This is a genomic window from Nostoc sp. DedSLP03 (assembly GCF_034530815.1).
Classification (GTDB): Bacteria; Cyanobacteriota; Cyanobacteriia; order Cyanobacteriales; family Nostocaceae; genus Nostoc.
Window position 1 is genome coordinate 44,188 of the sequence record NZ_JAVRCK010000053.1, and the last position, 14,037, is coordinate 58,224.

Annotated in this window: 10 protein-coding genes; 4 read left to right on the forward strand and 6 right to left on the reverse strand. The window is 43.2% G+C overall.

Annotated features, from left to right (window positions below; genetic code table 11):
- Together RM368_RS23380 and RM368_RS23385 are read left to right on the forward strand one after the other, a co-directional pair.
- Positions 1 to 183, forward strand: a 183-nt coding sequence (locus RM368_RS23380; RefSeq protein WP_322696251.1) for a hypothetical protein, incomplete at its 5' end; no start/stop codon positions are given.
- A 499-nt stretch (positions 184 to 682) separates the two neighbouring features.
- Complete coding sequence (locus RM368_RS23385; RefSeq protein WP_322696252.1) at positions 683 to 2,113, forward strand: hypothetical protein; 1,431 nt, start codon at positions 683 to 685, stop codon at positions 2,111 to 2,113.
- 17 nt (positions 2,114 to 2,130) lie between these two features.
- Here RM368_RS23385 and RM368_RS23390 read toward each other — a convergent pair whose 3' ends face one another.
- Positions 2,131 to 2,430, reverse strand: coding sequence for a hypothetical protein (locus RM368_RS23390; protein WP_322696253.1), 300 nt, complete (start codon positions 2,428 to 2,430; stop codon positions 2,131 to 2,133).
- Between the two features lie 516 nt (positions 2,431 to 2,946).
- Here RM368_RS23390 and RM368_RS23395 point away from each other — a divergent pair.
- Positions 2,947 to 4,293: a P-loop NTPase fold protein gene (locus RM368_RS23395; RefSeq protein ID WP_322696254.1), complete on the forward strand. Its 1,347-nt coding sequence runs from the start codon at positions 2,947 to 2,949 to the stop codon at positions 4,291 to 4,293.
- Positions 4,250 to 6,307, forward strand: a complete 2,058-nt coding sequence (locus RM368_RS23400) for a tetratricopeptide repeat protein (RefSeq protein ID WP_322696255.1) — start codon at positions 4,250 to 4,252, stop codon at positions 6,305 to 6,307. The genes RM368_RS23395 and RM368_RS23400 overlap by 44 nt, the downstream gene beginning before the upstream one ends.
- A gap of 193 nt (positions 6,308 to 6,500) precedes the next feature.
- Here RM368_RS23400 and RM368_RS23405 read toward each other — a convergent pair whose 3' ends face one another.
- From RM368_RS23405 to RM368_RS23425, 5 genes are all read right to left on the reverse strand, one after another.
- The gene (locus RM368_RS23405) at positions 6,501 to 8,381 is read right to left on the reverse strand and encodes an ABC transporter ATP-binding protein (RefSeq protein ID WP_322696256.1); all 1,881 of its coding nucleotides are present in this window, start codon (positions 8,379 to 8,381) and stop codon (positions 6,501 to 6,503) included.
- Between the two features lie 25 nt (positions 8,382 to 8,406).
- Positions 8,407 to 9,405: an aldo/keto reductase gene (locus tag RM368_RS23410; RefSeq protein WP_322696257.1), complete on the reverse strand. Its 999-nt coding sequence runs from the start codon at positions 9,403 to 9,405 to the stop codon at positions 8,407 to 8,409.
- A gap of 135 nt (positions 9,406 to 9,540) precedes the next feature.
- Entirely contained in the window at positions 9,541 to 10,143 is a 603-nt protein-coding gene (locus RM368_RS23415; protein ID WP_322696258.1) for a GDSL-type esterase/lipase family protein, read from the reverse strand.
- 206 nt (positions 10,144 to 10,349) lie between these two features.
- Complete coding sequence (locus RM368_RS23420) at positions 10,350 to 11,888, reverse strand: amidohydrolase family protein (RefSeq protein ID WP_322696259.1); 1,539 nt, start codon at positions 11,886 to 11,888, stop codon at positions 10,350 to 10,352.
- Positions 11,889 to 12,127: 239 nt separating this feature from the next.
- The gene (locus RM368_RS23425) at positions 12,128 to 13,492 is read right to left on the reverse strand and encodes an LLM class flavin-dependent oxidoreductase (RefSeq protein WP_322696260.1); all 1,365 of its coding nucleotides are present in this window, start codon (positions 13,490 to 13,492) and stop codon (positions 12,128 to 12,130) included.
- Positions 13,493 to 14,037: the final 545 nt, after the last annotated feature.

A 14,037-nucleotide genomic window follows, 5' to 3' on the forward strand; every position in this document is an offset into this window, starting at 1 on the left:
TCATTTGGTGGTGCTAGTGGAGGAGGAATCCCATCATTTGGTGGTGCTAGTGGAGGAGGAATCCCATCATTTGGTGGTGCTAGTGGAGGAGGAATCCCATCATTTGGTGGTGCTAGTGGAGAAGGAATCCCATCATTTGGTGGTGCTAGTGGAGGAGGAATCCCATCATTTGGTGGTCAATGAATCTCGTTCGCTTAATAGAATCCTTGCGAAAATGAGCAGATAAATAGAGGGAATAATAATGAGTTCTTCAGTACATAGTATGCTAGTACAGTTTTGCGTAAATAAACATATCATTCGAGTCAGAATTCAGGAGTCAGAATTCAGAAGTCAGAATAGTTAAAGAATCAGAGTCAGATTTGGTAAATGAATCTCTTAGTTATACTAAACTCTTTATAAATTCTGACTTCTGACTCCTGGGTGCTGAATTCTTACTCATTCGATAAAGCTCAAAAGCGTGTATTATCGGTGATGTGCCTTCTGCCTTATTGTACTAGTTTGCTATTTTACGTCCTGGAACTCTTTACAGCTAAGGATTTAAGCAATATTTTCTGTTAGTTTGACAGGAAAATGATTAAAGCCTTTATTTTAGAGATATTTTGGGTTTAGCAAATTCATAATTTTTTTAAGAAGTACTGAAGTCCCCATAACTTTTTAACTAAAAATAGGAAAATTAGTGCCAATGGAAGAGTCTGCTGTCAATCCCCTTAATGGTGGAGTTAATCCTTTAAGTGCAGGTGTCCCTAACAGCGTTGGTTCCTTTGCTACCAATGGCAGTTTGTCTCCTGAAGGTAGCCCGTTGACGGGTAGCAATCTGTTATTAGGTAACGGTAACAATCCCATTCCAGGTGGCGGTATTAACCCGTTTGCAGGCGATGCTGGCAGTGGGCTTCAGCAATTAATCTTCAATCGATTAAAGTCAATTTTAGGTGATAACTTTTTCAAAGGTATTGACAACACATTGGCAGGAGGTAGTAATCCTTTTGCAAACAGTGGTTATCCGATTCCAAGTGGCGCTACTAACCCATTTGCAGGCGGTAATGCGATTCCAAGTGGCGCTACTAACCCATTTGCAGGCGGTAGTAACCCATTTGCAGGCGGTGGTAATCCATTTGCAGGCGGTAGTAACCCATTTGCAGGTGGTGGTAATGCGATTCCAGGTGGTGGTAATCCCTTTGCAGGCGGTAGTAACCCATTTACAGGTGGTGGTAATGCGATCGCAAGTGCGGGAAGTCTGCTTCAACAATCACCTTTCGATCCGTTGAAAGAAGTCCTTGGTAACAATATACCCTTTAGTAACACTGAGAATACATCTAATTCAGGTAGCCAAACTTTTAATCAGAGCAACGCACCGGTTGGGAATGGTAATAAGGACTCTGGTAGTAATAACGCAACTATTGGTAATTTTAACTCGGATAATGGCAGTAACAGCGCAACCATTGGCAATGGTAACTGGAACTTTAATAATGACAACACAACCATCGGTAATGGCAACTGGCTATTTGGAAAGAGTAACACAACCCTTGGTAACGGCAACTGGTATTGGGACGATGGAAGTAATAATTCAACATTAGGTAATGGTAATTGGCACTTTGGCAGTGACAACGCAACCATTGGAAACGGTAATTGGGACTTCGGTAAAGATAATACAATTATTGGTAATGGTAACTGGGTTTTTACCAATGGAAATGAAATTATTGGTAATGGCAATTGGTTAACAAAGACTGACAATACAACGATTGGAAACGTCAATAATCTCAGCAGTTTAAAGTTATCCCCACTTGGGATAAAAACTGATGTTAACAATCTGATTGACTCTCTTATAGGTAAAATAGGTCAAAATTTTATTGGGTTCACAGGAGATTTTGATAAATCGAGTAGCCAAACTTTTAACCGCCTCATCTCTTCTAAAAGTGTTGGTAATGACACTAATATATCTAGCGATATTGAGCAACTTTTGGCATCACTCAGCCCAATTCAAGGAAATTTTACCAATTATCAGCCTGTGCAAAACCCTCAGCCTGTCCCAGAACCTACTTCTTCAGTGCCATTGTTAGTAATGGGACTGGTGTGTTTGCTGTTGTCACTGTTCAAAAAACAACAACACTGTTAACGTAAATTCAATCTTTCTCAGCTAATTGCGATCGCACTTCCTGTTTTCTGTTGGGAGCATCTCACTTTTTTGTATGTCATTGCGAGTGAAGCGAAGCAATCGCAAAATCTCCAACTAAGAACTAGTCCATGCAATTGCTTGTCTGGGACACGCTGCGCGATCGCCATGACAGTTATTCTCTCAGTATAAAATAAAACTGGGATATACCTCTTTCTGTTTTTGTACCAGGTTGACTTACAGCAGTAATTAGCGAGAATTGATGCTGTCTGCGCCAAGCTATCCTCATGGAGACGGTTTGCGATATCTACGACGCTCACTGAACCTGTCCTGAGCGTAGCCGAAGTGACGCACTATAAAGCAACTCATAAGTTCATTACAACAATTGTTGCAATGATTTAAACCTTTCTTATACATGAACAAGTAATTGTTGCAAAGCATGAAACCTTTGCAGCAATTGCTTATACCTTTCTTGGAAATACTTAAACCTTTCTTATACATAAACAAGTAATTGTTGCAAAGTATGAAGTCTTTGCAGCAACTGCTTATACCTTTCTTGGAAATACTTAAACCTTTCTTATACATGAAAGAGCAATTATTGCAAACGCTTCAATTTTGGCAACTAGTGTTCAAGGTTAAGCGAGTTACGAGTGTTGATACCAAGAAAAGGGGAGACAAAGCATAGCTTTGGCTCTTTGGGGTGCAATGATTGTAGGAATCATAACTAATTTCCGAACTTCCGCGCGGAGTTTTATGAGTCCTATAGCTGTATTTGCTAAATTTGATGGGCGATCGCTTAAAATTTAAAAGTTGGTGATTGTTATCTGCTCAAAAGAATGCCTCACTCAAGTTTTCAGCGTGCAAATACTCTTAAAGCGGCTTTTTTGGCTTGTAATGTTGAGCCGCTTGAACCAGCAGAAATGGAACGGTATTATGTCGATCTGTCGCTGGTGCGGAAAACTTCGGCTATTGATAATGTCAGTACAATTTTGGATTTTCAAGAAGCAGGTGATTTTACAACAATTTTATTTACCGGACATCGCGGTTGTGGAAAAAGTACAGAGTTAAAAAAAATTCAGAGTCTTTGGGAAAACAATTATCGGGTTATTTATTTGGAAGCGAATGAAGAGACAGATATTAATGATACCCGGTATACAGATTTATATTTGATTGTAATTAAACAAGTTGAATTTGAATTACGAAAATTAGGATTAACTTTTAATCAAGATTTATTAAAAAGTTTTGAGTCATGGTTTAAAGACATTACTCAAGAAAACGAGCAAAGTGTCGAAAAATCAGTCAACGTCGAGGCAGAAGCAACTCTCAGCCCTACTGCGCCATTTCTTGCCAAACTAATGGTTAAATTGCTAGCACAAATAAAAGGCTCGGACAAGCAAAAGACAACTATTCGGCAAACTCTAGAAAAAGATTTATCTCGCCTCAAATCTGATACTAATCTGTTATTAAGCGACGCTTACGCAAAATTGCGGCAAAAATTTCCTCAATGTAAAGGTTTATTAATTATCTTCGATAATTTGGATCGGGTTCCTCCTGCCGTAGCAGAACATTTGTTCTTTGATTATGCGGCTCAAATGCAAGAATTAAATTGTACAATTATTTATACAGTACCGATTTCAATTCTTTGTTCGCCGAAAAATCCTCTAAATCAATTTGATGGTAATCCTCATATTGTGCCGATGATTAATATCTATGAATTTGAGCGGCATAAATGCGATCTAGATTATAATCAGACGGGCTTAGATGCGATGGCAAGTGTAATTGAAAAGCGGGTTGATATTGATGCAATTTTTGAGAGCCGTAATCAATTATTAGAACTAGCACAAGCAAGTGGTGGTCATGTGCGTCAGTTAATGCAAATGATGCGCTCTGCATGTCAAACAGCGAGTACCAAAAAACATGCAAAAATTATGTCCGAAGATATAGAGTATGCAGTTAAACAGCAACAATTTAGTTTTGAACGGTTTATTCCTGAAGAACATTACGCTCATTTAGCTCAGGTTTGCTTAACTAAAAACGTCAGTAAAGATGAAATTGGGCAATTAATGTTATTTAATACTTCCGTGTTGGAATATAACGGTGATAAACGGTGGAATTATCCAAATCCGGTGGTGAAGCGAAATGAGTTCTTCCAACAAGCTCTTAAATCAGTACAAAAACAGTGAACTTCAAGCCGAAATAGGTAAATTTATTGCCTATAATCAAGATGAATTTGCTGAATTGGTGACATTTGTCGATTTTGCAGAAAAATTTACGTTAGGTTTTATTGAAATTAACTTTACACCAGATATAGATTTATTAATTGCTGGATTGCAACAGAATCCTCAATGTCAAGAAATCCAATTTGTGGTTTTAGATTTTCCTGATAGTAATTTGCGATTTCTGCGGGATGAATTGGTACAGCAATTAGCCAAAATTACTAAAGAAACAAATAAAAAACTTGTTTTATTAATTCGGAATTTAGAAAAATCGATTGGTGTTTTTGGAGATTATCCACCAGTTTTACAGGATTTAAACTTCGTCCGCGATTCTTATCGAAAAACCGTACCTCATCCGCTTTTATTTATCTTGCCAGATTATGCAATTTCGCGGTTAGCAAAATTTGCACCTGATTTTTGGGCTTGGAAGTCAGGTTTATTTCGCTTTAAAACTACAGAATTGACTAGAGATAGGGCAATTGCCAATACTCTGAATGCAGACACAGATATAGAACGCTTACCAACACCAGAACAACAAGAACGTATCGATTTATTACATGGGCTGTTGATGGAATATCACCCAACTGGAGAAATACCCGGCCCAGAACATCTTCGCAATTGCTGTAATATTTTAAATGAATTGGGCAAAGCATATTTAAGCCAGCACAAACCAATCAAAGCTAGAGAATATTTAGAGAAAGCTGGTAAAATTGCCAATCAATTTCCTGATTATTCTTTAGAAATCGAAGTTATCAATCAGTTAGGTAAAAGCTATCAGCAGCAACGACAGTTTGAAAGTGCAAACAGCTATCATCAACAAGCTTTAGATATTGCCAAAAAGCAGAAAAATCGTCGTGCTGTCGCCAATTCCTTGTTTGATTTAGGTAATGTCTCTCTGGATATGCGACAGTTCCACCAGGCACGGGATTATTATCAACAAGCCCTGGAAATATTTATCGAATTTGGCGATCGCAATTCGAGTGCTAGGATTTACCACCAGTTGGGAATGGTTGCCCAAAAGTTGCGAGAATACGACCAGGCACAGGATTATGATCAACAAGCCCTGGAAATATTTATCGAATTTGGCGATCGCTATAGTTGTGCTAGGACTTACCACAACTTGGGATGGGTTGCCCAAGAGTTGCGCCAATACGACCAGGCACGGGATTATTATCAACAAGCCCTAGAAATCAAAATCGAATTTGACGATCGCTATAGTTGTGCTAGGACTTACCACAACTTGGGAACGGTTGCCCAAGAGTTGCGCCAATACGACCAGGCACGGAATTATTGTCAACAAGCCCTGGAAATCACAATCGAATTTGGCGATCGCTACTCTTGTGCTGGGACTTACCACCAGTTAGGGAGGGTTGCCCAAAAGTTGCGAGAATACGACCAGGCACGAGATTATTATCAACAAGCCCTGGAAATATTTATCGAATTTGGCGATCGCTATAGTTGTGCTACGACTTACCACAACTTGGGATATGTTGCCCAAGAGTTGCGCCAATACGACCAGGCACGGGATTATTATCAACAAGCCCTAGAAATATTTATCGAATTTGGCGATCGCTATAGTTGTGCTACGACTTACCACCAGTTGGGAATGGTTGCCCAAAAGTTGCGCCAATACGACCAGGCACGGGATTATTATCAACAAACCCTGGAAATATATATCGAATTTGGCGATCGCTATAGTTGTGCTACGACTTATCACAACTTGGGAACGGTTGCCCAAGAGTTGCGCCAATACGACCAGGCACGGGATTATTATCAACAAGCCCTGGAAATATATATCGAATTTGGCGATCGCTATTCGCAAGCTCTCACGCTTTATTGTTTAGGAACGCTTGCACAAGCAGAGGAAAACTATGCAGAGGCTAGGGCTAATTTGCAGACAGCGTTGCAGATATATGTTGAGTATCAGGATGAATATTGGTCTAAGGTAGCACGGGAGATTTTAGAGAGTTTACCGGAGTAAAAGGATCTGGGCGATGTGCGATGTTTAACGACAAGCCGCGTTGCGTCTACGCATTTGGGTTTTGTGGGGAAGGGCGTTAGCGAAGCTGTCCGCAGGAATCGCGTTTGCTTGATTGGTTTGGGAGAGCGATCCTTCTCCAGTTATCCTTAAAAGTTACAATGAGTATGGTGTCAGCAAGTCCAGCTTCAACCTGTCAAGCAATCATTCCCTTTTCGACGTTATCCGCATCAGTGCGAACCTCGCGTATGCGTTCCTCGTCGAGATTTTCCGGTAGAAATCCACCTGCTTGCATTTTCCATAATCTATAGTAAGCGCCGCCGAGTGCCAGCAGTTTGGCGTGGGAACCATCTTCGATAATGCGACCTTTGTCGAACACCAAAATCCGGTCTAGATGGACGATGGTAGATAGTCGATGAGCTACCACAATCACCGTTTTCCCATTCATTGCTAAGTCGAGGGTATCCTGGATCGCTTTTTCGGTAATTGAATCGAGGCTAGAGGTGGCTTCATCTAAAATCAGAATCGGCGCGTCTTTGAGAATTACCCGTGCGATTACAATCCGCTGTCTTTGCCCCCCAGACAACTTAACGCCACGTTCGCCTACCAGAGAATTGTAACCATCCTTACTTTGGACGATGAAATCGTGAGCATGAGCCTTTCGCGAAGCTTCCATCACTTCCTCATCGGTTGCATCTAAGCGTCCGTAACGAATATTTTCTAGCAGCGTGCGATGGAACAGAGACGGATCTTGGGGAATCAAGCTGATTTGAGCGTGTAGTGCATCCTGAGTCATATCTCGAATATCGACCCCATCAATGATAATCTGTCCAGATTCTGGGTCGAACAAACGCAGAATCAGATTGACAAAGGTGGATTTTCCAGAGCCGGACAAGCCCACCAATCCGACACGCTGTCCCGCTTGGATGGTGACACAAAGGTTGTTGAAAACTTTCTTCTCTTCTGTGTAGTTGAAATTCACCCGCCGAAACTCAATCTTACCTTGAGTAATTGAGTGGGCGATCGCGCGATCGCGATCTACCAATTCGTGGGGTTGAATAATAGTTAAAACACCATTGGCGACATTCCCAACATGTTCAAAAAATTCTAGAAAGCGGCGGCTCAAATTCCGGGCTTCACTGATGATCAACAGTGATAAACTGGTTGCTACAACGAAGTCAGCAGCAGCGATCTTTCCTTGACTCCAGAGAGAGAGCGAGTAATATAAAATGCTAATTTTTAGAATAGCTGCTGAGATGAACTGAAACCAGCGAATTCGCTCCGAGTACCAGTTAGACTCTCTAACGTGTTTGAGTTCGCGCCTTAATTGCTCATTTAAATAACGTCGTTCAAAACCGAAGCGAGCAAATAGTCGGCTACTAGTGAGATTTGTGACTGTATCTACAATGATGCCAGTCGTCTCACTCCTGGCGGCTGCGGCTTTCCGGGAGTAAAATCGGCAGCGAGTTGCCAGCCAGAACGAAATACTGATGAAAAGAACTGCCCATATTCCCACAAGTGCAGCCAGTGGAGGATAGGCACGATACAGTATTGTCGTGGCGACGGAATACACAACAATTACTGGCATAAATTCAGTAATCATCATTTGCATCGTCTGGGTGACACCCAGAGAAGTTTCGCTAATCCGATGTGCCAATGCCCCAGAAAAACTGCTGCTCAGATAGCGATGTGAATGGTGCTGTAAATAGGCATATAGCGATCGCACAATGTGCTGTCGGTGGATGGGATGGAGAATCGTTTGCAAGAGTCCAGCCGAGCGCCCAAATACCACTTCACCGACACTCAAGCCGATGAATAACATCAGAGGTTGCTTCATGGCATCAAAAATCGGCTTGCTGTCGCTTGTCGATCGCGTCACGCCCCGGACGATCTCGCCAATAGCATAAGGCAACATAATGCCACAAGTTGCGTGTACGATCTCCAGGATCACCGCTAACACATACCACCAGCGAAACTGGTTAACGAAATAGCAAATGAACTTAAATGGAGTTGATGGCAAATCTGGTGCATCAGGGGCACGTTGAAAGGATTTGGATTGTCTAGCTTTTTTCGTCATTTGTTATTCGCTGCGTCCCTAGTTTCTAACGAAGAGAATCTCCTCTTCGGTATTCGGCGGTTATGTCGTCTAACTTTTGTTTTAAATTGTCGTCAAGTTTTAGTTCTACCGCCTTGAGGTTGTCAGCAAGTTGTTCTGGACGGCTAGCGCCAACAATCGGGGCAGTGATAATTGGATTAGATAAAACCCAAGCCACTGCTAAGGTGGTGAGAGAAAATCCGGCGAGTTCCGCTACCGTGCGTAAATCTTCAACAGTATTAAATTCGCGATCGCGCCAGTAGCGTTCTTGATAACGTTCTGCGGCAGCACCTAACGTAAAACGCGTACCTGATGTGGGGCCTTGAGTAAAATTGTGTTTGCCAGTAAGTAGACCACCCGCCAAAGGATTGTAAGAAATTACACCCAATCCTTCTTCTTGGGCAAGAGGCAATAGTTCTCGCTCAATTTCGCGGAATAATAGATTGTAGCGGGGCTGAATTGAGACGAACTTGGTTAAATTGCGCGTCTCAGCACGACCCAAGGCGCGGGCGAGTCGGTAAGCTAAGAAGTTAGAAACCCCAATGTAGCGCGCCTTGCCAGCACGAACTACTGCATCCAGCGCTTCCAGAGTTTCATCAAGGGGAGTTGAAGCATCATCGGAGTGCAACTGATACAGGTCGATATAATCAGTTTCCAATCGTCGCAGGGAAGCATCGATCGCATCCAAAATATGTTTACGCGAAGCCCCTTGATCCCAAGGTGCAGGGCCAACTCGACCAACGCACTTGGTAGCTAAAATAAAATGTTCGCGTTTGCCTTTGAGCCAGCGCCCAACGATTTCTTCAGTGCGTCCCGCAGTAGCAAGCCCACCGCCAAGGGGATAAACGTCGGCTGTATCTAAAAAGTTGATTCCGCCATCGGCGGCGGTGTCAAGGATTTGCCTAGAAGTTTCTTCGTCGGTTTGCAAACCAAAGGTCATAGTGCCGAGACAAAGACGCGAAACGGTCAATCCAGTTTTACCGAGATTAGTAGTTGGTAAAGTCATAAAGATGTTGTTAATTGAGAAAATGTGGAAATTTTTAAATAAAATGCGATGTGCGTTCCGCTTCGCAAAACTAAAACCCTATGCGATATATCAACTCAGCCATAATTAGCCAATAAGATAACGATGTTGGTATTTTTAAAGTGTGAACCAATTTAACCAACCTTCCCAGTTTTGGACGATCGCCGCAAATTCTGCATAACCATCAGCTTTTGGGTGAGCGCCGTCATTAGCTTTTGCTTCTGCTAGCCAGATTGGGGACTTCAGCAAAGGAGAAAACACATCGAGATAAGGAACATCTAGTTCATTACAAACCAATGCGAATTCCTCTGAGAGATTTGCAAGAATTTGATTGTCACCACAGGGTGGCGGACTAACCATCAAAATTGGATAGAGTTGCTTTGCTTGGCTTAAGATACTGCGAGCATTTGCGATCGACTCTGAAAGTTCGATTCCTTGTTGTTTACCCACCCATCCTGAATCGTTTGCCCCAAAAGAAAACACCACTCGACCATCAGATTCTTTTGGGAGACGATAGGAGACTTCCGAGTACCAACGTTGTTTGAGATACCGACTTGTCTCTGCCCGCACCCCCAAGTTGTAATGGGTGATAGCGTATCCTCTTGACTCAGCATTGCGGCACACTCTACCTGTCCAACCCAGAAACTCTGGATCGCCTGTGCCATTGACAAAGGATTCACCAATAAAACAAATTCTGATTTCTTTGCGAGAATCTGACATAAGTCAACTGAATTTTGCCGAAAAAGTTCGGTTTAGAATTGAGAAGAAGCATTATGTTCATGATTCTAGAATTGATTTGGGGATTGGGCATGGGGCATTGGTAAAAGACAAGGAAGAGGGGGGAGACAAGGAAGAAACTTGTTTAATAATTCTCCCCTGCCTCCCCTGCCCCCCTGCCCCCTGCCCCCACTCCCCGATCTCACCTTTTACGCCACTACTAAACTCTTGTCCACTTGTTGAAATTCGCTGTTACCTACTTTAGATTCGATCGCTGTACCCTTGAAGAAATCAGGGTTAGCTTGGGTGTAAAACTTGTAGGGATTAGCGAATACATAGGATTTGAAGTCGGCTTCGGTCAGGACACCTTCTTGAACCAAATCCCAGCTTTCAGCCAAGGGGGAAGTTAAGTCTGGTACATCCCAGTGACCAACATCGGAGGAATAGATGGCGTTGATTTTGACTCCCAAGGGATTGGCTTTGTCGTTGAATGCCGTAGCGATGGTGCGATCGTCGGATTCGGAACCAAAGAAGAAACTGTTCACCCAGCGATCGCGGATGTCTTCAATTGTTTCAATACCTGCGGCGGCAAAATCATCCAATTCGCTACCAATTGGCGCACGGCTATGACGGCTGAAGGAAGCTCCCAGTACAGTTTTGGTTAATTCGTCCTTATCAAGGGAATATCCTTGAGTAACTTCTGCACCGTAGCGCTCAAATATCTCAAACAACTCATCGGCATTTGTCAACGCTGGATTGTAGTTTTCCAGTGCCTTGATGTTGCGCTTCAAGAACCGATCTACCAAATGAATGTAGACACGCGCACCCCAATCTGCACCACCTTCGAGCATTGCTACGCGCAACTGCGGAAAACGCTTGGTAACACCACCGAAGAACAGCGCCTTCGCAAATGCTTCCGAACCATCGGCGAAGTGACCGATATGGTTGTTCATGTAGTTACTGATGGAGGAGCGTCCAGTCCAACCCTGACTGCCGTAATGGGTGGTGACGGGTACGCCAAGTTCCACGACCTTTGCCCAGAAAGGATCGTAGTCGTATTCACTATCTAGTCCGTAAAAGTCGATATAAGAAGCACACTTGGCGATTTCGGGGTATTTATCGGCTGGATATTTATCAGCGATCGCTTTGATTGGCCGTTTCACCCCGCCAGTGATATTAATCACCTTTAAACCAAGTGTTTTCACTGCAAACTCTAACTCCTCAATGCCTTCTTGGGGAGTGGTTAAGGGAATGCCAGCTACCGGCGTTAGGCGATCGCTATATTTCCGGTAAATATCAGCATGATAATGATTAACCGCGCGTTGTAGCGCTTGACGGTTCTCTGCACTCGCTCCAGCCGGTGCTAAAACATTGTTGGGAAACAGCACCGAATAGTCCGATCCCTGCTCCGCCTGACGCTCATAGAGCAATCCGGGAAGGGTGTAAGTAGCGAGATCCAATGTGTTTTTAGTAACTCTAGCCCACCAAGGCGATCGGATTGTGCGGTTGTATTGACGTTCTTCAGGAGTTTGTTGATACCAGTCTTTACCGTTGCTCTTAGAGTTGAGGCGCGAGGCTTCCGTCTTACGTAACTCATCTACAAGTTTCACACCGCCGTACTTAGCGATGTAATCCTCAAAAGCTGGCGTGAAATCATTGGTGTGAACGTCGGTGTCGATTACTGGATAATCAAGGGTTGCTCTGATTGCAGCAGAGCGTGAAGTCTTCAATCGGCTATATTCAGTCATGTTTTTTTCCTTCCCTACAACAAAAATTACAGGTTTTTTCAGCATCCAATGCTGCTATTGAAAAATACATTTCTTGTAGAGACGGCGATTTATCGCGTCTTTCTACAATCGCATCTCTCCACAATTGTCTGTAGGTGGCGATCTACAGAAAGTGCAATTTAAAAGGTATGGCATAAGCATCCGTGAAAAATTCATTTACACTACAGCACTATCAACACAGTGCAGATATGAAAAATCATTTACGCCAACACCAATCTTTCATCTAGTTGTTTAGCAGCAAAACGATTAGCCGGACGACGCAATCCCAGGTTTTCGCGCAAAGTACTGCCTTCGTATTCAGTACGGAACAGTCCGCGTTTTTGGAGGACGGGAACGACTAAGTTAACGAATTCATCCAATCCTGTGGGAAGGATTGGCGGCATGATATTAAAACCATCGGCTGCACCGTTGTTGAACCATTCTTCTAGTTGGTCGGCAATGGTTTCGGGAGTACCAAGTATGGTGCGATGACCTCGTGCAGTAGCAAGAGAAAGATACAACTGACGCAGCGTGAGAGTGCCACGAGTAGCCAAATCTCTAACTAGTTTAAGACGACTTTTATTAGTGTTAGTGTCGCTGGGTAGTTCAGGAGCTACATCATCTAAAGAATATTTCGACAAATCCACACCCTTGTAATAGTTCTTTAAAATCCCCCAGGCCACATCGGGATGGATTAACGATTGCAAGAATTCGTACTTCTCTTGAGCTTCTGATTCAGTCCGGCCAATGATTGGGAAAGCACCAGGCATGATTTTGAGATCGTCTGGCGATCGCCCATGTTGTGCTAGCCTACCTTTGATATCAGCATAAAATTCCTGGGCATCAGCTAGGGTTTGATTGGCGGTAAAAATCGCCTCGGCAGTGCGTGCAGCTAAGTCCCGTCCCGATTCGGAGGCTCCAGCCTGAACAATCACCGGATAACCTTGGGGTGGACGACCAACGTTTAAAGGGCCTTTTACAGAGAAATATTTGCCCTTGTGGTTCAATGTATGCAGTTTATCCGGGTCGAAATATACACCAGACTCTTTGTCATGGATGAAAGCATCGTCTTCCCAACTATCCCATAGACCTTTCACCACTTCCACAAACTCTTCGGCGCGTTCATAGCGCTGGCTGTGTTCTGGGTGATGCTCAAGCCCGAAATTACGTGCAGCATTCTCATTGCCTGTAGTCACTACATTCCATCCGGCCCGGCCTTTACTCAAGTAGTCTAGGGAGGCAAACTTACGTGCCAGGGTGTAGGGTTCTTCATAAGTGGTCGAAGCGGTGGAAATGAAGCCGATTTTTTGAGTTACAGAGGACAAGGCCGAGAAGAGGGTGACAGGCTCAAAATGGGCTATTTTACCATTGCGATGCTGAGTTTCTGGAGCGCCGCCCCAGACTCCTGGACTATCTGCCAAGAAAACTGCATCGAATAAGCCGCGTTCGGCGGTTTGGGTAATTTCTTTGTAATGCTCAAAATTCAGTCCCGCATCTGCTTGTGAATCGGGGTGTCGCCAAGCAGAGACATGGTGTCCGGTGGCTTGAATGAATGCACCTAAACGAATTTTGCGTGTTGTACTCATATATTTTTCTTTGCTTATAGTGCGTTAGCGGAGCGTCTCGTGGAGAAAGCTTAGGCTCGGTATGGCTGATTTGCGCTACGCCAGTTATGATTACTACTGCTACAAAAGGTAGGCATTCACCTCTTGCTAGACACTCAATGTCGTCATGCAAAGCTTTTCTAGTAACTTGCCGTTCAGTTACCTAACTAATTGCTCAAAAATCAAATAACCGAACTGTAAGTCAGGTTAATACCACAGCAGAATTAGGAATTCTGCTGCTTGGCGCTCTAATCACCATAAATTTATCTAGTAATTTTACTTACCAGATAGAGCCTACACAATAAATACAAAAAAAGATGTGCTGGAAATCACAATATCACGAAAAACTAATAATTAGTTTTTCAAACATTAAGTATTGCAAATTAATTATTTACTGAGTATATAGTTATTTAACGTGAGTCTCCAACGAAAGCGCACCTACGGGAAGGGCGAAAGAAAACTGCGTTTTCTTATACCAATTCTGTATGAAGATGCGCCAAACTACGTCAAACTTATAGATAGGTACA

What these genes read in the sequence shown, in the direction of transcription:
- RM368_RS23385 (WP_322696252.1), top strand. Translation starts at nt 683, where the DNA reads ATGGAAGAGTCTGCTGTCAATCCCCTTAATGGTGGAGTTAATCCTTTA.
- RM368_RS23395 (WP_322696254.1), top strand. Translation starts at nt 2,947, where the DNA reads ATGCCTCACTCAAGTTTTCAGCGTGCAAATACTCTTAAAGCGGCTTTT.
- RM368_RS23400 (WP_322696255.1), top strand. Translation starts at nt 4,250, where the DNA reads ATGAGTTCTTCCAACAAGCTCTTAAATCAGTACAAAAACAGTGAACTT.
- RM368_RS23405 (WP_322696256.1), bottom strand. Translation starts at nt 8,381, where the DNA reads ATGACGAAAAAAGCTAGACAATCCAAATCCTTTCAACGTGCCCCTGAT.
- RM368_RS23410 (WP_322696257.1), bottom strand. Translation starts at nt 9,405, where the DNA reads ATGACTTTACCAACTACTAATCTCGGTAAAACTGGATTGACCGTTTCG.
- RM368_RS23415 (WP_322696258.1), bottom strand. Translation starts at nt 10,143, where the DNA reads ATGTCAGATTCTCGCAAAGAAATCAGAATTTGTTTTATTGGTGAATCC.
- RM368_RS23420 (WP_322696259.1), bottom strand. Translation starts at nt 11,888, where the DNA reads ATGACTGAATATAGCCGATTGAAGACTTCACGCTCTGCTGCAATCAGA.
- RM368_RS23425 (WP_322696260.1), bottom strand. Translation starts at nt 13,492, where the DNA reads ATGAGTACAACACGCAAAATTCGTTTAGGTGCATTCATTCAAGCCACC.